This is a genomic window from Paenibacillus sp. FSL H7-0737 (assembly GCF_000758545.1).
In the GTDB taxonomy this organism is placed as follows: domain Bacteria; phylum Bacillota; class Bacilli; order Paenibacillales; family Paenibacillaceae; genus Paenibacillus_AQ.
Genome location: NZ_CP009279.1, coordinates 4,800,409 through 4,824,166, shown reverse-complemented (window position 1 = coordinate 4,824,166; position 23,758 = coordinate 4,800,409). Strand labels below are relative to the sequence as shown.

The 23,758-nt window shown below is 44.4% G+C and carries 28 protein-coding genes; 20 read left to right on the top strand and 8 right to left on the bottom strand.

Annotated elements, in window-relative coordinates; all coding sequences use genetic code 11:
* The first annotated feature begins 24 nt into the window (after positions 1-24).
* Positions 25-684 carry a helix-turn-helix domain-containing protein gene (locus H70737_RS21205; protein ID WP_042190416.1) on the top strand — a complete coding sequence of 220 codons (660 nt, stop codon included), beginning with the start codon at positions 25-27 and terminating at the stop codon, positions 682-684.
* A 119-nt stretch (positions 685-803) separates the two neighbouring features.
* Entirely contained in the window at positions 804-1,112 is a 309-nt protein-coding gene (locus tag H70737_RS21200) for a hypothetical protein (RefSeq protein WP_042190413.1), read from the top strand.
* Positions 1,113-1,295: 183 nt separating this feature from the next.
* Here the strand turns inward: H70737_RS21200 and sda are convergent, their stop codons facing one another.
* The 4 genes from sda to H70737_RS31095 form a co-directional block, all read right to left on the bottom strand.
* Positions 1,296-1,469, bottom strand: coding sequence for a sporulation histidine kinase inhibitor Sda (gene sda / locus H70737_RS30445; protein WP_081382883.1), 174 nt, complete (start codon positions 1,467-1,469; stop codon positions 1,296-1,298).
* Positions 1,470-1,685: 216 nt separating this feature from the next.
* Complete coding sequence (locus tag H70737_RS21195; protein ID WP_042190411.1) at positions 1,686-2,018, bottom strand: LytTR family DNA-binding domain-containing protein; 333 nt, start codon at positions 2,016-2,018, stop codon at positions 1,686-1,688.
* 137 nt (positions 2,019-2,155) lie between these two features.
* Positions 2,156-2,683 (bottom strand): accessory gene regulator ArgB-like protein, encoded by a 528-nt coding sequence (locus H70737_RS31690; protein ID WP_042190409.1) that lies wholly within the window; start codon positions 2,681-2,683, stop codon positions 2,156-2,158.
* Entirely contained in the window at positions 2,664-3,329 is a 666-nt protein-coding gene (locus tag H70737_RS31095; RefSeq protein ID WP_197071238.1) for a hypothetical protein, read from the bottom strand. The genes H70737_RS31690 and H70737_RS31095 overlap by 20 nt, the downstream gene beginning before the upstream one ends.
* 137 nt (positions 3,330-3,466) lie before the next feature.
* Between H70737_RS31095 and H70737_RS21180 the strand changes: the two genes are divergently transcribed.
* Positions 3,467-3,985 carry a DinB family protein gene (locus H70737_RS21180; RefSeq protein WP_042190399.1) on the top strand — a complete coding sequence of 173 codons (519 nt, stop codon included), beginning with the start codon at positions 3,467-3,469 and terminating at the stop codon, positions 3,983-3,985.
* A 139-nt stretch (positions 3,986-4,124) separates the two neighbouring features.
* Here H70737_RS21180 and H70737_RS21175 read toward each other — a convergent pair whose 3' ends face one another.
* Positions 4,125-4,694: a thymidine kinase gene (locus H70737_RS21175; protein WP_042129772.1), complete on the bottom strand. Its 570-nt coding sequence runs from the start codon at positions 4,692-4,694 to the stop codon at positions 4,125-4,127.
* Positions 4,695-4,852: 158 nt separating this feature from the next.
* On the opposite strand from H70737_RS21175, the gene H70737_RS21170 reads away from it, so the two are divergent.
* The 3 genes from H70737_RS21170 to H70737_RS21160 are packed head-to-tail and all read left to right on the top strand — an operon-like array spanning position 4,853 to position 8,653.
* On the top strand, positions 4,853-5,062 hold the full coding sequence (locus H70737_RS21170) for a hypothetical protein (RefSeq protein ID WP_042129770.1): 210 nt from the start codon (positions 4,853-4,855) through the stop codon (positions 5,060-5,062).
* A 17-nt stretch (positions 5,063-5,079) separates the two neighbouring features.
* Entirely contained in the window at positions 5,080-6,813 is a 1,734-nt protein-coding gene (locus H70737_RS21165; RefSeq protein WP_042190397.1) for an ABC transporter ATP-binding protein, read from the top strand.
* Positions 6,794-8,653, top strand: coding sequence for an ABC transporter ATP-binding protein (locus H70737_RS21160; RefSeq protein WP_042190395.1), 1,860 nt, complete (start codon positions 6,794-6,796; stop codon positions 8,651-8,653). Before H70737_RS21165 ends, H70737_RS21160 begins: the two co-directional genes overlap by 20 nt.
* A 172-nt stretch (positions 8,654-8,825) precedes the next feature.
* Here the strand turns inward: H70737_RS21160 and H70737_RS21155 are convergent, their stop codons facing one another.
* Positions 8,826-9,131 carry a DUF2627 domain-containing protein gene (locus H70737_RS21155; RefSeq protein ID WP_042190393.1) on the bottom strand — a complete coding sequence of 102 codons (306 nt, stop codon included), beginning with the start codon at positions 9,129-9,131 and terminating at the stop codon, positions 8,826-8,828.
* Between the two features lie 167 nt (positions 9,132-9,298).
* On the opposite strand from H70737_RS21155, the gene lpdA reads away from it, so the two are divergent.
* The 5 genes from lpdA (at position 9,299) to lipB (ending at position 15,169) form a co-directional block, all read left to right on the top strand.
* Positions 9,299-10,720 carry a dihydrolipoyl dehydrogenase gene (gene lpdA / locus H70737_RS21150; RefSeq protein ID WP_042190390.1) on the top strand — a complete coding sequence of 474 codons (1,422 nt, stop codon included), beginning with the start codon at positions 9,299-9,301 and terminating at the stop codon, positions 10,718-10,720.
* 130 nt (positions 10,721-10,850) lie between these two features.
* A complete protein-coding gene (locus tag H70737_RS21145) occupies positions 10,851-11,882 on the top strand; it encodes a thiamine pyrophosphate-dependent dehydrogenase E1 component subunit alpha (protein WP_042190387.1) in 1,032 nt (343 codons plus the stop codon).
* Between the two features lie 3 nt (positions 11,883-11,885).
* Entirely contained in the window at positions 11,886-12,872 is a 987-nt protein-coding gene (locus H70737_RS21140; protein WP_042190385.1) for an alpha-ketoacid dehydrogenase subunit beta, read from the top strand.
* Between the two features lie 158 nt (positions 12,873-13,030).
* Positions 13,031-14,401: a dihydrolipoamide acetyltransferase family protein gene (locus H70737_RS21135; RefSeq protein ID WP_042190383.1), complete on the top strand. Its 1,371-nt coding sequence runs from the start codon at positions 13,031-13,033 to the stop codon at positions 14,399-14,401.
* Between the two features lie 57 nt (positions 14,402-14,458).
* Positions 14,459-15,169 carry a lipoyl(octanoyl) transferase LipB gene (gene lipB / locus H70737_RS21130; RefSeq protein WP_042190382.1) on the top strand — a complete coding sequence of 237 codons (711 nt, stop codon included), beginning with the start codon at positions 14,459-14,461 and terminating at the stop codon, positions 15,167-15,169.
* An 82-nt stretch (positions 15,170-15,251) separates the two neighbouring features.
* Here lipB and prli42 read toward each other — a convergent pair whose 3' ends face one another.
* Entirely contained in the window at positions 15,252-15,353 is a 102-nt protein-coding gene (gene prli42 / locus H70737_RS30825) for a stressosome-associated protein Prli42 (protein ID WP_094872112.1), read from the bottom strand.
* A gap of 94 nt (positions 15,354-15,447) precedes the next feature.
* Between prli42 and H70737_RS21125 the strand changes: the two genes are divergently transcribed.
* Positions 15,448-16,575, top strand: coding sequence for a tripeptidase T (locus H70737_RS21125; RefSeq protein ID WP_042190377.1), 1,128 nt, complete (start codon positions 15,448-15,450; stop codon positions 16,573-16,575).
* Between the two features lie 95 nt (positions 16,576-16,670).
* Here H70737_RS21125 and H70737_RS30820 read toward each other — a convergent pair whose 3' ends face one another.
* Positions 16,671-16,844, bottom strand: coding sequence for a hypothetical protein (locus H70737_RS30820; protein WP_156113162.1), 174 nt, complete (start codon positions 16,842-16,844; stop codon positions 16,671-16,673).
* 77 nt (positions 16,845-16,921) lie between these two features.
* Here H70737_RS30820 and H70737_RS21120 point away from each other — a divergent pair, with 77 nt between their 5' ends.
* The 8 genes from H70737_RS21120 (at position 16,922) to H70737_RS21085 (ending at position 23,694) form a co-directional block, all read left to right on the top strand.
* Positions 16,922-17,494 carry an NUDIX hydrolase gene (locus tag H70737_RS21120; protein ID WP_042190375.1) on the top strand — a complete coding sequence of 191 codons (573 nt, stop codon included), beginning with the start codon at positions 16,922-16,924 and terminating at the stop codon, positions 17,492-17,494.
* Entirely contained in the window at positions 17,485-18,684 is a 1,200-nt protein-coding gene (locus H70737_RS21115; RefSeq protein ID WP_042190374.1) for an endonuclease Q family protein, read from the top strand. Before H70737_RS21120 ends, H70737_RS21115 begins: the two co-directional genes overlap by 10 nt.
* Positions 18,685-18,765: 81 nt before the next feature.
* On the top strand, positions 18,766-19,416 hold the full coding sequence (gene spoIIM / locus H70737_RS21110; RefSeq protein WP_042190369.1) for a stage II sporulation protein M: 651 nt from the start codon (positions 18,766-18,768) through the stop codon (positions 19,414-19,416).
* 89 nt (positions 19,417-19,505) lie between these two features.
* Positions 19,506-19,970 carry a ferric iron uptake transcriptional regulator gene (gene fur / locus H70737_RS21105; protein WP_042129744.1) on the top strand — a complete coding sequence of 155 codons (465 nt, stop codon included), beginning with the start codon at positions 19,506-19,508 and terminating at the stop codon, positions 19,968-19,970.
* A gap of 162 nt (positions 19,971-20,132) precedes the next feature.
* Complete coding sequence (locus H70737_RS21100; RefSeq protein WP_042190367.1) at positions 20,133-20,366, top strand: DUF4227 family protein; 234 nt, start codon at positions 20,133-20,135, stop codon at positions 20,364-20,366.
* Positions 20,367-20,524: 158 nt separating this feature from the next.
* The gene (gene xerD / locus H70737_RS21095) at positions 20,525-21,418 is read left to right on the top strand and encodes a site-specific tyrosine recombinase XerD (RefSeq protein ID WP_042190365.1); all 894 of its coding nucleotides are present in this window, start codon (positions 20,525-20,527) and stop codon (positions 21,416-21,418) included.
* A gap of 227 nt (positions 21,419-21,645) precedes the next feature.
* Positions 21,646-22,824: a phosphopentomutase gene (gene deoB, locus H70737_RS21090; RefSeq protein WP_042190363.1), complete on the top strand. Its 1,179-nt coding sequence runs from the start codon at positions 21,646-21,648 to the stop codon at positions 22,822-22,824.
* A 45-nt stretch (positions 22,825-22,869) separates the two neighbouring features.
* Positions 22,870-23,694, top strand: coding sequence for a purine-nucleoside phosphorylase (locus tag H70737_RS21085; protein ID WP_042190359.1), 825 nt, complete (start codon positions 22,870-22,872; stop codon positions 23,692-23,694).
* The last annotated feature ends 64 nt before the right edge of the window (positions 23,695-23,758 follow it).

The window sequence follows — 23,758 nt, the reverse complement described above, 5'->3', positions numbered from 1 at the left end:
TATGATAGTAGGGAGGTGACTCCCATGAATGATTTTGAGAACTATCCCGATGAGCTGGGTAATTTCATTCGGCACATCAGAAAGACGAGAGGGTTAACCTTAAGAGGACTGGAAGAAAAGAGCGGCATAAGTTACTCACAGCTTAGCAAGATCGAGCGTGGAGAGAGCATTCCGCTAAAAGACAATCTGGACAAGATCATCGAAGCACTTGGAACAGATCTGAAGAATCGGATGTATCATTTGGCAGACTATATGCCAGATATTGAATATATCAAGACCTTAAAGCATGGTTATGAGCTGCCACAGCTTAAACAGTCTCAGGACTACATTTATGAGACGGCATTTAACAAGCTTAAGGAATTCAGGGCAAAGGAAGGTAAAGAAACATCTTACGTTTCCTTTGATTCTAATGAAGTCATAGTTTATGAAACGGAATATGGGGCAGGAATGGTAATAGAGAAGATTGAGAAATACAATCTTACCGACGTCCTGAACGATAAGTTTGAGGGTTGCCTCGACTCCTTAAGAAAGAGCCCTCGGAAAGGGCGTCAAGCCTTTCTATTTGGCGAGTGGTTACGGGAGTGCGTTTATGAGCTGAAGGAAGAAGAACAGGATCAGGTCATACAAGCGCTCAAAGAATTTACGCAGTTTAAAGTACAACAGATAAAGGGTGCTTATAAATAATGTGTGTTTCATAAATGATCTCAAAAATGAATAATGTTGCCCTTTCTTGCAGCCATCTATTCATCTTGATCCATAAACTAACAACTAAAAATGGTTTGACAGAAAAGGGGATATTAATAATGAAAATTAACATGAAGTTTACCAGCAAGGGAAAAGTCGCTATAGAGAATTTTAATAACGAGGAATTGCTGGAGATCTTCGCACGATACATCAAGACATTATCCAAAAAGTATGATATCGAAGTTGATGTTCCTCTTGAAGAGAATCAAAATATTGTTGGTGATGGCGCTGTAATTGCGACTGCACAAAATGTGAAATGCGATGTAGAAACATTTTTCAAAGAGCTGGGTAGAGATATTAAAGTTCCTTTGAAGAAAAGACTTGGCGGAAAATTGGAAAATGTATTTAAAACGGAAATTACGGAGTAGAAGATTACTCTATTTCAGGGAGTAGTCCTTACTGAACATAAAGAAGGTAGGGCCTTCAGGAGGCTCTACCTTCTTTATGTTGATGATGTTAACATGAAGACAATCTAGAGAACACTCGCAGTGAAGCCATAGGAAGTTATGTAATTATGTCATAATTTGCGAATTAATTTGTGTATGGGGATGTTATGATTTTTCAGTTTGTATGAGATCTCTACTGTCTAAGATCTCTCTAACAATCTCTATGAAATCTGGTAAAGCTTGTGCCTCAAGCGCTAATTTATAGATGTTAAGTAATTCTTCATCAGATATTGATTCAAGAGATGAGGGGCGTGGTGAGGGATGAAAATAGTAATTCATTTGGTTCCTCCATCATATATTTGTTTTTATTACACATTTATATATATGGTATCATTTGGAATACAATCCGTCTCCTGTCATTCATCCTATGAATTTTTCTTTACATCTTAGGGGAATTATGGCATAATAGCTATTTTGTGTGATAATGGATTGGTTTACTTTGAATTTTAATAAACAAAAACAATCCCGACATGTTTAGTACATGTCGGGATTGTTTTAATCAGAATCTTTCTTATGAGTAGATAAGTACTTCTTTAGGCGAGGTTCATTGGATTCCGAAACGGTAGTGAACTGCTTACCTTGATTAAAGCATACAATCTTGCGTCCGGGATCATAGCCTTCTATGTTGTTGATATTAACGACGTTGCTGCGGTCAAGGCGTTCGAATCCCTTACCCTCATACGCTACGGAAAGATCGGAAAGCGTGGTGGGGAGAATAAATTCGCCTTCTTTCGTATGGACGAATATTGTATTCTTATAATTGGAGAAATACAATATATCTTCCTCTAGAATATCACTAGAGGAACCGTCTTTCTGTAAGACACGCATCTTTTCCCCATCCTTGTTTGATTACTTGCGCAGTTCTTTTGGAATCTCAGGGCTGTTAGCAAGTGGTTTCAGAATTGTTGCAAAAACAACAGCAGAAATACCTAATAGGTTAGAAGCATAACGAGCTAAATTTTTCTTCATTTGATTGGCCTCCTTTGTAATGGAATTATAACTGTAAAGGATTGAACTAAAAATGCCAATCCAATGACAGACGAATGGATCCAAAAATTCAAAGAAACCAGAATTATGGAAATGATCTTTAAACCCAAATACCATTCTTTGGGGATTTGCGCATTAGCATCAGGATTTGGAGCACATAAGATCATTACAAGCAAAGAAAAAAGATTAATCCAAAGGATATGGTTATGTATTAGATAAGTGATATGAGGGATCAGTGAACAGATAAAGATAGATACAATATTGCAGGACCTTGCGGATTTTAAATGCACTCCACCAGAAGACATTCTTAGGAGCATGCAGCTAAATAAGGCTAAGAATGTTTCCTTTAGCTGTCCAGTGAGCCCGCCGATGCATAACGAAGTTATAATAATGAATAAAGTATTTAAAATAATGCTAAGGGCATAATGCATGATTTCAATGGAATGCGTTTGCTCTGGATTACTTTTCTTAATGAGCTCAACAATTTTAAAAGTTAAATGACTCATAGTTATTTCTATCCTTTTTGTGTGAGAAATATAGATATCCCCATAATAGTACTCCATAAAAAATTGGGATGAAGAAAGAGAAAAAAGATTCAAAAAAGTAGGTGAGTAAAGTAACGACAATTACTGTAGGAAGATTAAGAGCAAATAATAATTTTTCGCTAGTCGTTGGTTTAATTCTTACATCGGGTTTGTCAGGTACAAAGTCAAATCCAATACGTTTATGACCCACATACATACCAATGAGAACCGCGGCTAATGCTGATAATATCTGCATTATCATTATGTTTTTTGTAATCGGTTCCGAAGTATTTAGAGGCATGTTGATTACAGAGTCTAATAGATACATAATTATGGTTTGAATCACCGAGTAAGCTTGATAAGCCATTCCGGTTAATATGGAAGCGTAGAAGGGATGAATCCGGAATAACATCCACATAAAACAAAACATTAGTGCATATTGTGAGAAAGTATCTAATGAAGCTATCCCATAGTTGATTCTAAGGGTATAAGAAAAAAAGCCCATAATAAAACTAGCAAACAACATCTCTTTATGATATAAGTCAATTTTGAAAATTTTGAAAGCCAGAAAGAACATTGCATAGGTCTCTAGTATTGAAAATATCATAAAAAGCATAAAATCTATCATGCCGACACTCCCGATGACTTCTAGTTTAACTAACCCTATTATTGCAAGTATCGTATAAAATGGACTAAAATACAACAACTACAGTATAATTTTCCTCCTATTTTTTCAAAAAAATTCAAAATGAGAGGGGTTTAGACATGGATCGACGTCCAGAAAGCAGTGAGTATCTTGAAGAATTATCAAAGTATGTCGATTTAGTGCCAGTTGAAGGGGACATTTGTACTGTTTTTAGAGCGCAGACGGATGAGATTTGTAGCTTTATTTCGAACCTTACGGAAGAACAAGGAGAGCATCGTTACGCTCCTGATAAATGGAGTATTAAGCAAATGGTTGGCCATCTAGCGGATACTGGAAGAATTATGTCTTATCGTTTGTTGCGCGTTGCAAGAGGAGATAAGATCCCGCTGGCGGGCTTTGATGAAAAGGACTATGTGCCTACCGCAAATTTTGAAGCACACACTCTAGAAAAACTACTGGCTCATTACAAGCTTGTCCGAGAGTCAACGCAAGCTCTGTTGGACACTTTGCCGGAAGATGCATGGACTCGTAAGGGAACGGTTAACAATGCAACCATCTCCGCGAGAGCAGTGGCGTGCGTATTGATTGGGCATGATCATCATCATTTGAATATTCTTAAAGAAAGATATCTGGTTTAATCGAGTTTTATTTTAAAAAAAGCATTCCTGAGGCCATTGCGGCTTCGGAATGCTTTTTTAGCTAAAGGTATATATTTTGGGCTCCCCCGCAATGTACCTGAGTAAGTATCGAAGCAAAGCCTCACTTTGTGGGTATATTTTATAGTGGAGGATTCTTGTGACATTTACGGCACACTGGATAGTAGGCTTCATTGCCGCCAATTTGGATTTGCTTGCCGCTGTATACAGGCTTACCATTTTCTACTCTTAGAGCCATTGTTGCTTTACGCTCGCAGAACCAGCAAATGGTCTTCATTTCCTCGATTTTATCAGCGTAAATCAGCATGTATTTGCTGCCTTCAAATAGCTGGTTCTGGAAATCATTTTTAAGTCCAAATGCCATAACGGGAATGCCTAGTTCATCCACAATCCGTACTAGCTGAAGAATGCAGTCCTTGCTTAGAAATTGACATTCATCAATTAGTACACAGTGGGGTTTGGGCTGGTTACTGCTGACGATATTATAAATATCGGTATTCTCGTCGACGGGTATGGCCTGTTTCCGCAGCCCAATACGGGAGGAGATAAAACCAACTTCGTCCCGATCGTCTATGGATGGAGTGAAAATGAGCACCGATTTCCCTTGCTCTTCATAATTATGCGCAACCTTGAGTATCTCAATAGATTTACCGCTGTTCATTGCTCCGTATTTGAAAAACAATTGTGCCACTTCCATCTATCCTTTCGTATAAGCCAATTATCTAATCTTAAAAATGCGACCTTATTAGAGTATCATATTCGTGTCAGCTGTATCCAGTGAAAACATTGCGATAGAATTGAATGTGGTATGATAAAAGGAATCATGTGATTGGAAAGGAAGTAATATGTGTGACTGAAAAAATAGACGAATACAAGGAACGGTTAGCTCTGATTCAGCAGAATGGAAATCTTTCTATCGAGGCTGAGGCTTTGCTGGAAGAGATGATGGCAGATTTGGTGGAATTGAATCGAAGCAATAAAGCGCTGCGGCGGGCAATAATGAAAACTGGGCAGGCTTCCACAATGTCGACTCGTTTAAGGGATGCACTGTACGAATAGAAAAAGAGGGTATGCGAATGGGTTTGATTTTCTCTTTTCTTAAAAAATATAAAGTCGCTGCAATAGCTGCCCTAGTGATGATGCTTATTGAACTAGCGGTGGAATTGTCACAGCCTTTACTCATTTCCAAAATTATTGACCAGGGCATTAAAGAACAAAATTCCTCTGTAGTATGGCTCTGGGGCGGTGTATTGATCGGCAGCGCGGTAGTTGCGTTTATAGCTGGGGTATTAAGTTCTTTTTTTGCTGCCCATGCGAGTCAGAGCTTTGCGTTTGATCTTAGGGACAAGTTATATGAAAAGGTACAATCGTTTACATATGAAGTATTCAATCGGTTTGCCACCTCGTCGCTGATCACGCGTCTGACCGGCGATGTATCGCAGCTGCAGGACACTATATTTATGAGCCTCCGCTTTATGACACGGGTGCCACTGGTTGTGGTGGGCAGTGTGATTATGGCATTGGTTGTTCATGTGAAGCTGGGGTTATTTCTCACTGTAGCTCTACCTTTGTTGCTTCTCTTCCTTTACTTCATCATGAGAAAAGCTTCTTTGTTATTTCGCAACGTACAAAATCGGCTAGACGGTGTGAATGGTGTAATCCAGGAGAATTTAACGGGAATTCGCTTAATCCGTGTGTTCGTGCGCATGGGACATGAGATTGGACGTTTCACGGTCTTTAGCGGGAATTTGATGAAATCCACGGTATCTGCGCTACGTTTGACAGAGACAACGATGCCATTTGTTATGCTTATTGTGAATGCAGCGATTATGTCGATCCTATGGTTTGGACGGATTGAGATTGCAAATGGGGATGCTACTTTAGGAGAAACTGTTGCAGTTATTAACTACTCTTTACGAACCATAGGAGCGTTGTCAGCTATATCTGGACTTGTCGTTACAATTTCCCGAGCACGTGCCTCCTCACAGCGTATTACAGAAGTGATGTCAGCAGGCGCTGGAGTTAAGGAAGGCGGAGCCGCAAAGGGCGAACCAATACAGGGTCACGTCCAATTTGAAGGCATCAGCTTCAAGTATCCTGAGAGTGATATTTCGGTGCTAGAGGATATTACTTTTGAAGTTGCTGCTGGTGAGCGTGTAGCGATTATGGGAGCCACCGGATCAGGAAAGTCTTCTCTTGTCGGTCTAATCCCACGTTTATATGAAGAGACAGAAGGTACCATTCGTATTGATGGGCAAAAGAGCACCGATATCGATATTTCAAGATTGCGGCGATCGATCGGTTACGTTCCTCAAGAACTGCAGCTCTTCAGCGGATCGATTCGCGATAATATCGCTTGGGGCAATGAACATGCCACACAGGAACAAATCGAACACGCAGCAGCTGCCGCACAAATTCACGCAACAGTGATGGATCTGCCCAATGGCTATGATACAATGCTTGGTCAGCGAGGGGTAAATCTGTCTGGTGGACAAAAGCAACGCTTGACCATTGCTCGGGCGCTTGTGAGGAAACCTGCTATTTTGATCCTCGATGACAGTACGAGTGCGCTTGATGCTGTGACAGAAGGACTTTTGCTGGAGGCACTGAAAGAGATTTCATGTACAACCTTCCTGATTACTCAGAAGATCAGTTCTACTGCATCTGCAGATTTGATTCTGCTGTTGGATGAAGGACGCTTAATCGGTAAGGGAACACATGAGGAGCTTATGATAAGCTCTGCGCTGTACCGCAAGATTTATGAATCACAGGTAGAGGAGGCGAAGCAGCATGTTCAAAGCAATTCTTGAACCCTTTCGTCACCCAAAACCTGTCATTGAGCTTGGAGCAGGAAGAAGCCTTGGTTCAGCTGCTGGAGGGAAGCCAAAAGCAAAGGCGAAGGATTGGGGCGGCACGCTCATGCGGATTTGGAGCTACCTTGCCGAGCGTAAAGCTAAGCTTTTTCTCGTTCTCTTAATGGTAGTCTTCAGCTCGGCTTTAGCACTGCTCGGGCCTTATATGATTGGTAAAGCTGTGGATGATTATCTGGAAGGTACTGGCGGACGATCGTGGACGATTTTTCTGATCAGCTTAGCTAGTGTTTATATCTTCTATTCATTAACTTCTTGGCTGCAAAATATATGGATGATTGAAATTGCCCAGGAGACCGTATTTCGGATGCGCACGGAGTTGTTTTCCCATCTTCATCGGTTGCCCATCTCTTTTTTTAATCGGAGACAGCAGGGCGAAATTATGAGTCGCCTCACCAACGATATTGAGAATGTCAGCTCTACGCTGAATAGCTCAGCTATTCAGATCTTTTCTAGTGTTTTGACATTGCTCGGCACGGTGGGGGTAATGCTCTGGCTCAGTCCTCTATTGACGCTGCTCACGTTCCTGGTTGTGCCGTTAATGTTATTAGGCATGCGCTGGATTACTCGGCGTACGGGTCCGCTTTTTAAGGAACGTCAGCGCAATGTGGGTGAGTTAAACGGTTATATAGAAGAGACGTTATCCGGTCAACGGATTATCAAAGCTTTTTCACAAGAGGAACGGGTCATCGCTGGTTTTCATGAACGCAATGAGCGAATTATGCTCTCTGGATACTGGGCACAGTCGATTTCTGGCTTCATTCCTAAGCTGATGAATGGACTTAATAATTTGAGCTTCGCTATTGTGGCTGGAGTCGGTGGTTTGTTAGCGATTCGCGGAGCGATTACGGTCGGTGTGATTATTGTGTTTGTAGAATATACGCGTCAATTTACTCGCCCTCTTAATGACTTAGCGAATCAGTGGAATACACTACTGTCAGCGGTTGCGGGAGCGGAAAGAGTGTTTGAAGTGCTGGACGAAGAGACGGAAGCTAAAGATGAAGGTGCAGCCACTTCGCTGGTTAAAGTTGAAGGTGCAGTGAAGTTCGAAAAGGTATCTTTTTCATATGACGGAAGTTCTAACACACTGCATGATATTAGCTTTGAAGCGAAGCCTGGTGAGATGATTGCCTTAGTAGGACCTACCGGTGCCGGCAAAACAACACTTATCGGGCTGTTATCTCGTTTCTATGATCCTAATCAGGGTAAGATTACGCTGGATGGCTTAGATGTCACTTCGATTCGGCGTGAAAGCCTGAGGAGCCATATGGCGTTTGTATTGCAGGACTCCTTTTTATTCAAGGGCAGCATCCGCGATAATATTCGTTACGGTAGACTGGATGCTTCCGATGAAGAGGTCGAGGCGGCGGCCAAGCTGGCTAACGCTCATTCTTTTATTATCCGAATGCCGGAAGGTTATGATCGAATGCTCTCTGCAGATGGTAGCGGCATAAGCCAAGGACAGAAGCAATTGCTATCCATTGCAAGAGCCATTCTTGCCAATCCTTCGATGCTTGTTCTTGATGAAGCCACTAGCAGTATCGATACGGTGACCGAGATCAAGATTCAGGAAGGACTTCAGGCGCTAATGAAGGGACGGACTAGCTTCGTTATTGCCCATAGACTGGGCACCATCCGTGCAGCTGATCGAATTCTTGTTCTTCAAGGGGGCAGATTGCTGCAGCAGGGCTCCCATGAGGAGTTGTTGAAGCAAGGTGGCTTGTACAGCGAGTTGGTGCAAGGCGGTCGTAGAGAAGTACTTGATAAGGCTAGGCTTTAAGCTGTGCATAAAAAGGCGGGAGTTTTCAAGGAAGCGCAGGTCGCGTCCATGAAAACTCTCGCCTTTATGTAATGTGTGGATATTCATTATACATTGAAGTGAGTTGTCGGATGGTTTAATTGCAGAATGTGCAATAGATTTCGATTGTACAATGAGGGGATGATTATGCTGCTTATGAGATCGTTTCTTGCGCGGCAGCTTGTTTCGCTTTTTGTTTCTCCTTGAACCGAGGGCCAACATAATTACGTTTGCGGTCTCTTGCCAGAATCCAGCCGCCAAGGAAAGTCATACCTGCTGCAAAGAGCAGAAACCCTCCGCCGAAATGCAGCCAAGCGAAATCTGGAACAACGGAGTCATCGCCATGCATAGAGATATAATCAAAAATATCGTCCTTCATCATTAAGAAGCCCTTCATTGCGATTAAACCAGGAAACACAAGAATAAGGATGGCAATGAAGCGTGAAATTAATAGTTTCATAAGTGTCTCCTACCCCTCTTAGCCCATTAGATTCAACCATATGATAACGCTTTAGTAAGAAAAAGTCCATTTGGATATGACGTTTATAAGTTTTGTAATACGCTAAAAAGAGAGTACAATATACAATGTAAAATGAACTTACGTGTAATGACTGGAGGATACATATCATGACAATTTCATGTGACGTGGCCATACTTGGCGGAGGAACCGGGGGATATGTGGCAGCCATTCGCGCTGCACAGCTTGGAAAGTCCGTCGTCGTCATCGAAATGGACAAACTGGGAGGAACCTGCCTTCACCGTGGCTGCATCCCTAGCAAATCGCTGCTCAGAAGTGCAGAAGTATATGCTGAAATCAATGAGAGCGAGAGCTATGGCATTGAGACAAGCGGTGTACAGCTTGTATTCCCAAAAGTACAAAAGCGCAAGGAAGCGGTAGTTGAACAACTTCATCAGGGCGTACAATATTTGATGCGCAAAAATAAAATACAAGTTATTAAAGGCAAGGGGCGCGTGACGGGTCCCTCTATTTTTTCACCGCGTAGTGGTGCTGTTGCTGTGGAACTAGAAGATGGTGAAATGGAAACAGTGGTCTCTAACCATCTTATTATTGCTACAGGATCTCGTCCGCGTGTATTACCTGGTCTGGAACCAGACGGGAAAGTTATTCTTAGCAGTGATGAAGCGCTCACCCTCGACGAGTTACCCTCTTCCATCATTATTGTTGGAGGCGGAGTAATTGGGGTGGAATGGGCCTCTATGCTGGTTGATTTCGGAGTACAGGTTACGGTAGTTGAAGCTGCTAGTCAGTTACTCCCTCAAGAGGATGAAGAAGTAGCTAAAGAACTGCAACGTTTACTTAAAAAACGTGGTGTTAAAGTACTGACTGAAACTACAGTGGATGCTGCAACCTGCAAGGTAACGGACGATGGAATTTCGATCGATGCCCGTAAGGGAGAGCAAACTCAAAGTCTATCTGCAGAAAAGCTGCTTGTATCCGTAGGTAGAGTAGCGAATGTAGAGAATATTGGTCTGGAAAATACAGATATTCGCTTTGATAAAGGAATTATCGCTGTAAATGCTAGTATGCAAACGGCTGAGCCGCATATTTATGCGATTGGCGACTGTATCGGTGGGCTACAATTAGCTCATGCCGCTAGCCATGAAGGTATCATGGCGGTAAATCATCTCTCCGGTGAGAAACTTCATCCTTATCATACACATCTTGTACCGCGTTGTGTCTACACACGTCCTGAAGTTGCGAGTGTGGGTCACACTGAGAAGGAAGCTAAAGCATTGGGACATGATGTAGTAACTGGTAAATTCCCCTTCTCGGCCATTGGCAAGGCGATTGTGTACGGTCAGAAGGACGGGTTTGTTAAAGTTGTGGCGGACCGAAGCAGCGGAGATATTCTCGGTGTGCAGATGATAGGTCCGCATGTTACGGATCTAATCGGGGAAGCTGCATTGGCTCAACTGCTGGATGCAACACCTTGGGAGGTTGGCGAGGCTATTCATGCTCACCCTACACTTTCGGAGATCGTTGGAGAAGCAATGTTAGCTGTAGATGGAAGATCTATCGGGATTTAGCTTTTCTTTTTGGGTAAAAAGGGATTATAATAAACTCAAGCCAAGTCTTAGTACCAGGTTTTAAGATCAGGATACAATTGGTCTTAAATCCTGTAAGACTCAGGCTTTATGAATAAGGAGGTATCTCTTTATGGAATCCCAAGATACTGTAGAAACGATTAACAGACATAAGCAGCTTGGACTAAGTGACGGCCAGGTCATCGATATGTACAGATATATGCTGCTCGCACGTAAATACGACGAGCGCAGTCTGCTGCTTCAGCGCGCTGGCAAGATTAACTTTCATGTCTCCGGCATTGGCCAGGAGGCGGGTCAGGTAGCAGCAGCATTTGCGCTGGACCGGCAGAATGATTATTTTTTACCTTATTACCGTGATTATGCTTTCGTACTCTCCGTGGGTATGACTACTCGTGAATTGATGCTGTCTGTGTTCGCAAAGGCAGAAGATCCAAACAGTGGTGGGCGGCAAATGCCAGGTCACTTTGGTAGTAAGCGTCTGCGTATTGTGACAGGCTCAAGTCCTGTAACCACGCAGGTCCCTCATGCGGTTGGTTTTGCTTTGGCAGCCAAAATGCAAAAGAAAAAATTCGTCTCATTTGTAACCTTCGGGGAAGGCTCTAGCAACCAAGGCGATTTTCATGAAGCTTGTAACTTTGCCGGAGTGAATAAGCTACCGGTTATTATCATGTGTCAGAATAATCAGTACGCGATCTCTATTCCTGCTCACAAACAGCTTGGCGGTAAGGTCAGCGACCGAGCTCTGGGTTATGGGTTTCCAGGTGTGCGTGTAGACGGCAATGATCCACTGGAAGTATATCGTGTCGTTAAGGAAGCTCGGGAAAGAGCACTTGCGGGTGAAGGTCCTACGTTGATCGAAGCCATGATGTACCGTTTATCTCCACACTCCACCTCGGATAATGATTTGGCTTATCGGACCAAAGAAGAGGTTGATGAGAATTGGAAGAAGGACGGCGTAGCAGGATTCCGAAATTACCTAATTGGTCTGGGACTTTGGAGTGACGAGCAAGAACAAGATCTTATTGCTGAATGCAATCTTGAGCTTAAAGCAGCTATCGAATATGCTGACAACGCTCCGTTTCCGAAACCGGAAGATACACTGCTGCATGTTTACAGTGATTCCGACCTGAAAGGAGGAGCATAAACCATGGCTATAATGGAATATATCGATGCCATTCGGCTCGCGATGAAGGAAGAAATGGAACGCGATGAATCCGTGTTTGTGCTTGGTGAGGACGTGGGTCTCAAAGGTGGCGTATTTACCACAACAAAAGGCCTGCAAGAACAGTTCGGAGAAGAGCGTGTACTAGATACACCGTTAGCGGAATCAGCTATAGCTGGTGTGGCGATTGGTGCAGCTATGTATGGTATGAAGCCGATTGCTGAAATGCAGTACTCTGACTTCATGCTTCCAGCAACGAATCAAATCATTAGCGAAGCGGCCAAAATCCGCTATCGTTCAAATAACGATTGGAATTGCCCGGTTGTCATACGTGCGCCTATCGGCGGCGGTGTATTCGGCGGTCTATACCATTCTCAGTGCCCGGAATCGATTTTCTTCGGTACACCAGGATTGAAGATTGTCGCACCTTACTCAGCTTACGATGCAAAGGGACTACTGAAGGCAGCCGTACGTGATCCTGATCCGGTTTTATTCTTCGAGAACAAAAAGTGCTATAAGCTGATCAAGGAAGAAGTGCCAGAAGGTGATTACACTGTTCCAATTGGCGAAGCTAATCTGCTGCGTAAGGGAACAGATATTACGGTTATTGGTTATAGTTTGCCATTGCATTTTGCGATGCAAGCAGCAGAAGAATTGGAGCGCGAAGAAGGTATTACAGCGCATATTTTGGATCTGCGGACCTTGCAGCCTCTTGACCGTGAGGCGATCATAGCTGCTGCTCGTGAGACAGGAAAGGTTCTTATTGTGCACGAGGACAATAAAACGGGCGGTATTGGTGGCGAAGTGGCGGCGATTATCGCTGAGCATTGTCTATTTGAACTAGACGCGCCGATCTTCCGTCTTTGTGGTCCCGATGTTCCAGCGATGCCAATCAGCCCGCCAATGGAGAAGTTCTTCATGCTTAGCAAAGAAAAAGTGAAGGCGGAAATGCTTCGACTGGCGCAATATTAAAATAGTTGAGTGGACGCGAAGCTTCGTAAAACTTAAAGATTATGCTTACGATGCAAGTTTTACTGCGAAGTATTTCTAAGAAGCGAAGCTTCGTAAAACTTTTAAGATTATGCTTACGAAGTGAGTTTTACTTCGTAAAACATTTGAGGAGTGAAAAGATGTCTGACAACCAAAAGTTGACTGACGTGATCATGCCGCAGCTGGCGGAATCGCTAGTATCGGCGACGATCGGCAAATGGCTGAAGAAACCGGGCGATCCGGTAGAGCAATACGAACCAATATGTGAGCTTATTACAGATAAAGTAAATGCTGAATTGCCTTCAACAATAGATGGAGTTATGGGTGAACTATTGGCGGAAGAAGGTCAGGTTGTCAATGTCGGCGAAGTCATTTGTCGTATTGCCGTGCCTGTGACTGCATCTACTGCTGCAAACGTGACTAACACTAACACAGTTGCAGCTAATTCCTCTAATAATGTTGCAGGACAAAGTGCGACTTCAACTGCTAACGATACGATGCGTGCACGCTATTCTCCTGCGGTACAGACTTTGGCGGCTGAGCATAACATCGACCTGACTTTAGTTATGGGTACTGGTATGGGTGGCCGAATTACCCGTAAGGATGTGCTGGCCTTCATCGAAAGTGGCGGAGCTACATCTCCAGCTTCGATTTCTGCTAGTCAACCAACTCCAGTGGTGTCACAACCGCCTGCTCCACAGTTCGTTCAAGCCCAAGAGAAGAAGACGGAAGAGCCTCTTCGCCATTCGGGTCTACATTTGAGCGAATCTCCTCGTATTCCAACAATTGAAGTCGAGGGTGGCCGAGGCAGCAGTTCGGAATACCTGATTGATGTAACACCAATCCGGAATACAATCGCTACAAGAATGCGCCAAAGTGTCTCGGAGATTCCGCATGCTTGGACAATGATTGAGGTAGATGTGACTAATCTGGTCGCACTGCGCAATAAACATAAGGATGAGTTCAAGCGTAAGGAAGGTATCAATCTAACCTATCTGGCTTTCATGATGAAGGCTGTTGTGAGTGCGATTAAGGATTACCCGATTATGAACTCTGTCTGGGCTGTAGACAAAATTATTGTCAAACGTGATATCAATATCTCCTTAGCAGTAGGTACTGAAGATTCGGTTATCACTCCTGTAATTAAGAAGGCTGATCAGAAAAACGTTGCCGGGCTGGCACGTGAGATTGATGAATTGGCACAAAAAACCCGCGAAGGCAAACTGAGTCTGGAAGATTTGCAGGGAGGGACTTTCACTGTAAATAATACCGGCTCATTTGGCTCCATTCTTTCTTATCCAATCATTAACTATCCACAGGCAGCGATTTTAACGTTTGAATCGATTGTAAAAAGACCTGTGGTCATTAACGATATGATAGGTGTACGGTCAATGGCTAATATTTGTCTGTCGCTAGATCATCGGATTCTGGACGGAGTGATTTGCGGTCGCTTCTTGCAACGCGTCAAGGATAACATCGAAGGATATACCCCAGATACGAAACTTTACTAAAAAATAATAACGAGCCAAACTGTGCAGGCATGAGACTGAAAAAGGGGACCTGACGGTATGAATAATTCGGATATTCGTAAGCTGCAGATTTCATATGACCCTATTATGGAGTATGGGGAGGCTTGGGATCTGCAAAAGGAAAGTGTGCACGCCATTGATGCTGGTGAGCAGCCGGAACGATTGATTCTTTTGCAGCATCCGCCTACCTATACTATTGGTTCACAGAATCATCCCGAACATCTTCTTCTAGATGAAGAGCAGCTCAAAGAAAAAGGAATTGCGCTGTTTGAAATCGACCGGGGAGGAGATATTACATATCACGGACCGGGTCAGCTTGTAGGTTATCCGATCCTTATGCTCGGTGAAGAAGGTAAGGTAGATTTACGCGGGTACTTGCGCAGTCTGGAAGCAGTGATTATTGATTATTTGGCATCCTACGGAATTGTAGGGGAACGGAAGCCGGAGTATACAGGGGTATGGGTTGGCGACGAGAAGATCTGTGCCATTGGTGTTAAGTTTAACAAAAGCAAATTCCGAAGAGGGTTTGTTACTAGCCATGGTTTTGCTTTTAACATTTCCGAAGGAATATCTGGATACGGCTTTCAAGGAATTATTCCATGTGGTATCACTGAATTTGGAGTAACTTCCTTAGAAGAGTGTGCAGGTCGTCGTTTTGAACTTCAAGATGTGGCCAAAGAATTGGTCCCGTACTTTCTAAGACACTTTCCTTACGAAGAGCAGGATGAGTTCTTTGGCACTATGGCTTAAGGTTAATTAACGAACCAACAGGCAAGCCAAATAGCGGCAAGGGAATCCTTAGCCGCTATTATCAATGTTCCTTGTGTAGATATTAACCTGCAAGGAAAGGCTCGATAACCATAAAGAGCGTAGAGGCAATCATGGCGAACAACATGACGTAGATGAAGATTTTGAACCACTTATTACGTTGCATGAGTAACTCCTTTAGATTTAGTTTAAGTTAATAGCATAAAGATGGTCTTTCTGTACAACCATTGTAACGTATTCACGAAAGAGAGGGAAGTCCAGTGATTTCACAAGACAGATTGATTCAAGAATTTATGGAGCTTGTCCAAGTTGATAGTGAAACAAGAAATGAACGGCAGATTGCCGATGTGCTCAAGAGCAAATTTAACGCTCTTGGCTTAGAAGTTACCGAAGATGATTCCCAGGAAAGAACTGGACATGGAGCGGGTAATCTGTTCATTACCTGGCCGGCTGAGAACGGTGGAACTGCACCAAAGCTTCTGTTCACTTGCCACATGGATACAGTTGTTCCTGGACAAAATATCAAGCCTACGCTCGGCGCGGATGGATGGATTACAAGTGACGGCACTACGATCCTTGGAGCAGATGACAAAGCTGGGCTAGCTGCACTGTTCGAAGCGATCAGAGTGATTCAAGAGCAAAAATTGCCACATGGTCAGATTCAGTTCGTAATTACTGCGGGTGAAGAATCTGGATTGCTAGGTGCACGTTCGATGGATCCGAGCAATTTGGATGCAGACTTCGGTTTCGCACTCGATTCCAATGGTGAAGTCGGTGCGATTGCAGTTGCGGCACCTACACAAGCTAAGATTACGATGCAAATCTTCGGGAAATCAGCTCATGCAGGTGTTAATCCAGAAGACGGCATCAGTGCGATTCAAGTAGCCAGCAAAGCGATTGCTGCCATGAAGCTTGGTCGGATCGACAACGAAACGACTGCGAATATCGGTAAATTCGCTGGCGGCGGACCTACGAATGTGGTTTGCGATCACGTTCAATTGGACGCAGAAGCACGTAGTATCGTGCAGGAAAAAGTTGGCGATCAAATCGCTTCGATGCGTGAAGCACTGGAGACCACTGTCCGCGAATACGGTGCAGAATGCGAATTCCGCAGTGAAATTATTTATCCAGCGTTCAGCTTTAATGAAAATGATCCAGTGGTACAGCTTGCACAGCGGGCTATCTCTTCTATGGGTCTTACGCCGCGTCTGTTCCACTCTGGTGGAGGAAGTGACGCTAACGTATTCAATGGCTTAGATGTTCCGACCATTAATCTCGCAGTAGGATACGAGCATATCCATACCACTAAGGAACGGATTAAAGCCGAAGATATCGTTAAAGTGGCTGAGCTTGTAGTAAATATTGTTAAAGAGAGTGTGAAGGGCTAACCTAAAGTTCTTTTAATTAAATGAAGGAGCTGCCTCCAAGCTATTAAGCTTGGGAGCAGCTCCTTATATTTATAAAAGCATGTTTGATTAAGAATTTACCCTGCTTTGGTAGGAATGATCTTGGATTGATCCTTTAGGGAGAGAATGTATGTGAGCGGCATATCGCGTCCATACTGCTCTATCCACCTAGTTAAGATGGCCTTGATTTCCTCCGGTTTACCTACCATTGTGACTGCGGATGAGCTTGTACGGCTGAAGATTTCGTTCATCTGAAATTCCTTCTTTCCCTTTAAGTTTGCTATAATACACCGTATGCAGAACAGAGATAAAGGAGACCAGAAATTTTATGGGAGACCAAAATTTACACAGCAAGCCGGAGCTTGACGAAGTAACGCTGTCTACTCAGCCTATATTTGATGGGAAAATCATATCTTTGCAAGTGGACACAGTGAGACTGCCCGACGGAAATTCTGCGACACGTGAAGTTGTGAAGCACCCTGGCGCCGTAGCAGTGCTCGCTCTGAACAACAACAAAATGCTGGTTGTGGAGCAATATCGTCAGCCTATGCAACGCACAGAGGTGGAGATTCCGGCCGGTAAGCTGGATAAAGGTGAAGATCCATTAGTTGCGGCTGGTCGTGAGCTGCAGGAAGAGACCGGTTTTCATAGCGGAGATCTGAAGTTACTTAAATCATTCTATACTTCTCCCGGCTTTGCCGATGAGATTATTCATTTGTATGTTACTAATAATGCCGAGCCAGGGGACATGTCGCTTGACGAGGATGAATTCTTAGAGGTCTCGGAGCTTACCTTGGAGGAAGCCTATCAATATATAGCTGACGGACGTATCGCGGACGCGAAGACGATGATGGCGGTGTACGCTTGGCATTTATACACGTTGACAGGCCAATGGAATTAACAACTGAGCTGAAGAGCTTCTATTGCGATTTGCATGTTCATATTGGACGAACGTCGGAAGGACAAGCGGTCAAAATCAGCGGTAGCCGCGAGCTCACCTTTGCCGGAATCGCCAAAGAAGCTGCAGAGCGCAAGGGCCTTGAGATGATCGGTATTATTGATAGTCATTCACCTGGCGTACTACGTGATATTCAGCGTTCCTTGGAATCTGGAGAGATGACGTTAGCTGATGGTGGTGGGATCGCTTATCGGGGGACTACGATCATTCTAGGAGCGGAGATTGAAATCCGTGAACCTGGGCGAAAAGAGTGCCACGTACTCGCCTTCATGCCGGACGTGGAATGCATGACAGACTTCAGTGCTTGGATGAGCCGCCATATGCGGAATGTGAATCTTAGTTCCCAGCGCCTCTATGCACCGGCTAGAGAGCTTCAGGATGAGATTTATAGCCGAGGAGGCATTCTGATCCCAGCACATATATTTACGCCTCACAAGGGCTTGTACGGCTGTACTGCAGAACGGATGGCGGACATCTTTGATCTGGATCGCATAGCTGCAGTTGAACTTGGGCTGAGTGCAGATTCAGAAATGGCGGGTTATCTTTCTGAGCTGGATGACTTCACGTTCCTAACGAACTCTGATGCGCATTCTCTGGGTAAACTAGGGCGCGAGTATAATGTTATGGAGTTAGCACAACCTTCTTTTGCCGAACTGCGGCTCGCACTCGAACGTAAGGAAGGGCGGAAGGTAACTGCGAATTTTGGACTTAATCCCCGGCTTGGCAAATACCACCGGACCTACTGCGGAGGCTGTGGCAGTATTATTGACGAAGCTTATGTCACTTCGGAGCGCTGCCAGTATTGCGGCAGTCTCAAATTGGTGAGAGGCGTATTCGACCGGATCCTAGATATCGCTGACCGCGAGACACCGGTAGTACCCGCTAATCGTCCGCCATATCATTATCAAGTCCCACTTGAATTTATACCAGGCCTTGGGAAGGCTAAAATGAATGCATTACTGCAAGCTTTTGGCACAGAGATGAACATTTTACATGGTTGCGGTGAAGCGGAAATTGCTAGCGTAGTAGGAGCGGATTTGGCGTCTATGATCGTTCAGGCTCGCTCTGGCATATTGGAACTATCAGCAGGCGGTGGGGGGACGTACGGTAAAGTCGTACAGCCCAGAAAGTAGCGTTTTTAAGTGAAGGACAAGTCATATCACGAGGCGTTTTCTCATATGGTGTATCATGTAACCGGAAAGGGGAACGTCTCGATGCGTAGTTTAAGGCTGATGATGAAGGAACAGACGCCTCTGTATATTTTTGTCGGCGTATTATTTCTGGTAGGTGTTGTATTTGGGGCTCTTATCGTTAGTGCGCTTACGATGGATCAGCAACAGGAGCTGGGCGATTATCTGGGGAATTTCTTTGTGACAGTTGATCAGCAGGGATTACCAGCAGCACCTGATTCGTACTGGAGTATAGCGGCCTTAAATCTGAAATGGATTGGACTGATCTGGATCCTTGGATTGTCTGTTATTGGGTTGCCGGGAATCTTGATTCTTGATTTTCTTAAAGGGGTATTGATCGGCTTTACGGTCGGTTGTCTAGTAAGTCAATATTCATGGCATGGGATGCTATTTGCATTAGTCTCTGTGGCTCCGCACAATCTGGTACTGATCCCAGTGTTGTTAGTAAGTAGTGCGGCGGCGATCGCCTTTTCCTTGCAGATGATTCGTAGCCGAGTGTTAGGGCAACGTCGGACGCCAGTGACTCGACCTTTTACGATGTACACGATATTGTCACTTGTGATGGCACTGATGATTCTGGGCATTTCTAGTTTTGAGACCTATGTTACACCGATCATGATGCGCTGGGTTACGCCCTCACTTGTACAAGCAGTAACGACCTTGGGCTTGCAGTAAAAGCGTTTGACTTCTCAAAGCGACACCCCCTATAATGGAAGAAGTGGTTTGAAGACCGGTGTGGTAATTTTCCAAGGGGGAGGGAGACAATGGAAGCCCGGATAGACAAAATTAAGCAACAGTTACAATCCCAAGGATACAAGCTTACACCCCAACGGGAAGCGACCTTAAGAGTGCTGCTGGAGAATGAGGAAGATCATCTTAGTGCAGAAGATGTTTTTATGCTCGTGAAAGAGAAAGCTCCCGAGATCGGTCTTGCGACTGTATATCGTACCCTGGAACTGCTTAGCGAGCTTCATGTCGTAGAAAAGATTAATTTCGGTGACGGTGTCGCCCGTTATGATCTGCGAACAGATACTGCGAAGCACCATCATCATCATTTAATTTGTGTGCAATGCGGTAGTATGGATGAGATTCGCGAGGATTGGCTAGGTCCGCTAGAAGAGCGACTGGAGAAAGAATTTAATTTCACAGTGCTTGATCATAGACTTGATTTTCATGGGATATGCTATCGGTGTAGCGATAAGAATAATTCAAACGGAAATCCGTCCTAAGTCATCTTATAATGAAATTCACTTCATAAGCTCTCCCCGGTTTTTTTACCGGAGAGAGCTTTTTAAATGATTGGTCTATTGGAGGTATACATATCAGTCCGTTTTGGTGCATAAGGTGAAGGACGAGCAGATCTTAACTGTATGTTAGAGGGAGGCGTCCATATGATCGTTTCTGTGCCCAAAACAGTTCGAAAGCTGTATTTTATGATCATGTTTGTGGCTCTAAGCTATTTGCTCTACAGTGCTATGAGCTGGCTTGGTGAATGGATCAGTCCGATGGAGAATTATGGAATTCCTGAAGGCTCCGCTGTTCGGGCTTTTGATCATGCCGATCGTGGTGATGATGGTCTGGATACAAGACAGCGTTTGCGCTTCTATTACTGGTATGGAGAATGAAAGCTTCGCAGGAAGCAGGAACAAGCGAGAAGAATGTCGAAGAAAACAAGGTGGATTCATGCAGCGTATACTAAATGTACACATCTGCAGAACCCTCATGCTGAATGTGCTGCAGGAAGTCACTATGAGTAGCTGCGCCAGGACAGGAGCGTGAAATAATGAAGTCACACTTGCAGCCGTTTTTACATTATTTGTCCGGAGATAAAGGCTTGTCCCCGAATACACTGGAATCTTACGGTAGGGATGTATCGCAGTTTCTGGAGTTCGCTGAAGAGCGGGGGGCTAGTCAGCCTGATGAGATCCGAAGATCGCATGTGATATTATATCTCGGCTCATTACGCGGAGCTGGTCGAGCAACAGCAACGTTGAACAGGAGCGCAGTGTCACTCCGTGCTTTTTTTCATTATTTGCTGAAGGAACGTTTGATTGAGCAGGATCCTACACTGGACATGGAGACCATGAAGCCTGATAAGAAACCTCCTATGGTGCTTACCATTTCGGAAATAGAGCAGTTATTGGCTGCGCCGGATGTAAGTACGCCACAAGGTATGCGCGATAAGGCTATGCTGGAATTACTCTATGCAACAGGCATAAAGGTCTCTGAATTAATCTCACTTAACGTGGATGATGTGCACACGGATATGAAATTTGCGCGTTGTACAGGAACTTCTGGCAAGGAGCGGGTAGTTCCCATTGGAACCCTTGCAGCTGAGAGTGTAGCGGCTTACACTTCACTTATGCGGGACAAGCTGCTTCGTGATCACCAGGAGGAACCAGCCATGTTCCTGAATAGTCTAGGCGGAAGATTAACCCGGCAAGGCTTTTGGAAAATCATAAAAAAATATGCACGGGAAGCAAACATTGAGCAGGATATTACCCCGCATACACTTAGGCATTCCTTCGCAGCCCATTTACTGGAAGGCGGAGCAGATTTGCGTTCCGTACAACAAATGCTGGGTCATGCCGATATTTCGACGACTCAGATTTATAACGGTATAGCCCGTAAGAATATGAAGGAAGTATATGAGAGCCACCATCCTAGAGCTCGATAATTCTGCTTTAAAGATGCTTTTTGTGAGTAAGATGGTTATGATGGAATCATACTGAAAGGATAGACTGGGGAATGATCCGCAGGTTATCTTTTAGCAGAAACGGATACCTGATAAGCGGTACATTGTATCGCTAGCTTCGGAAGCGTATGTCTTCTGGAAGACGGTACAGCCGTTTCTTCTTGTTGGTACGAAAGAATATCTACATTAAAAAAGGAGTGAAGACAACAATGTCCTCATTTAAACGAATTGGGTTTATTGTTCTAGATAGTGTTGGTATCGGTGAAGCGCCAGATGCTGCGAATTTCGGTGATGCTGGGTCGCACACGCTTGGTCATATATTGGATCGTGTTCCTGGTTTGAAGCTTCCTAATCTCCAGAAGCTCGGGTTAGCTAATATTGCTCCGCTGCCACCGCTAGAGCCTGTAGCTTCACCAACAGGTTACTACGGAAAAATGCAGGAAGTATCTGTAGGCAAGGATACGATGACCGGACACTGGGAGCTAATGGGGCTGAAGATTGAGGTTCCTTTCAATACGTATCCTGACGGTTTTCCAGCAGAATTGATTGAGAAGTTCGAAGCGGCAACTGGTCGTAAGGTAATCGGGAATAAACCGGCTTCCGGAACGGAGATTCTTGTTGAATACGGCGAAGAGCAAATGAAAACCGGTGCTTGGATTGTCTATACCTCTGCGGACAGCGTATTCCAGCTTGCTGCACATGAAGATATCATTCCACTCGAAGAGCTGTACAGCGCTTGTAAAATAGCCCGTGAGCTGACGATGGCTCCAGAATTCTCGGTTGGTCGCGTGATTGCTCGTCCATATGTTGGCGAACCAGGGAAATTCGTTCGGACGCCAAACCGGCATGACTATGCTGTGAAGCCGCCAGAACCAACGGTAATGAACGCGCTGACTGATATCGGTAAGGATGTTATCGCGGTTGGTAAGATCAACGATATCTTTACAGGAGAAGGAGTTACGGCTTCTTATCCAACGAAGAGCAATGAACATGGAATCGAAGTTACTATTGAGCAGCTTCGTCAACCGTTTGACGGTTTCCTGTTTACGAATCTGGTGGATTTTGATTCTTTGTATGGACATCGTCGTGACCCAGAAGGATACGGTCGTGCACTGGAAGTGTTCGATCAGGCCCTGCCTGAAATTCTATCTACGCTCGGTGAAGATGATCTATTGATTATTTCTGCAGACCATGGTAACGATCCGATCCATAGTGGAACTGACCATACCCGTGAATATGTACCGCTCTTAATCTATAGCCCGCGGTTTAAACATCCAGAAAGTTTGGGCATTCGTGAAACCTTCTCTGATGTAGCTGCAACCATTGCTGATAACTTTGGTGCGAAGGCGCCGCAGTATGGGACAAGCTTTTTAGCGAAACTGCAATAAAAGGGTTGTGGGTTGCTCCACAACATCAATGAAGGAGGATCATCCATGAGCGCGTTAACTCAAAAAGAAATTCAAGAAGCAGCCATATATATAAAAGATAAATGTCCGGTGGCTCCGGAAATTGGATTGATCCTTGGTTCAGGCCTTGGTGTACTGGCAGACCTTATTACGGACGGAGTAAGCATTCCATATGATGAGATTCCTCACTTTCCTGTTTCTACTGTAGAAGGACATGAGGGCGAGCTATTAATTGGTATGATCGAAGGCCGCCGAGTCGTGATGATGAAGGGCCGCTTTCATATGTATGAGGGTTATGGACCGGAGGTAACGGCATTCCCTGTACGGGTTATGAAAGAGCTTGGTATAGCCAGTTTACTAGTAACGAATGCAGCTGGTGGAGTGAACACTGATTTCAAGCCGGGTGATCTTATGCTTCTTACGGATCATCTTAATATGACTGGACGGAATCCTTTAATAGGACCTAATGATCCTGCACTTGGTGTGCGCTTCCCGGATATGTCGACCGCCTACAGTCGCCGCCTGATCCAGGTAGCGAAGGAAACGGCAGCTCAGCAGAATTTCGAGTTCAAAGAAGGCGTATATGCAGGTCTATTGGGACCTTGCTACGAAACGCCTGCTGAAATCGTAATGCTTCGTACGCTAGGTGCCGATGCTGTGGGCATGTCTACTGTATCGGAGACCATTGTTGCTCGTCATGCAGGTATCGAGGTATTGGGCATCTCCTGTATTACTAACATGGCCGCGGGAATCCTCGATCAACCTCTCAATCATGAAGAGGTGATGGAAACTGCAGAACGTGTGCGTGAACGTTTCTTGAAACTGGTCTTAGGCTTTATTCCGAAAATGTAATTTCGGGCACTGCATTTTGAATTACTGGGAGGTCATCTTTATGACACAAGTGATTAAATTTAAG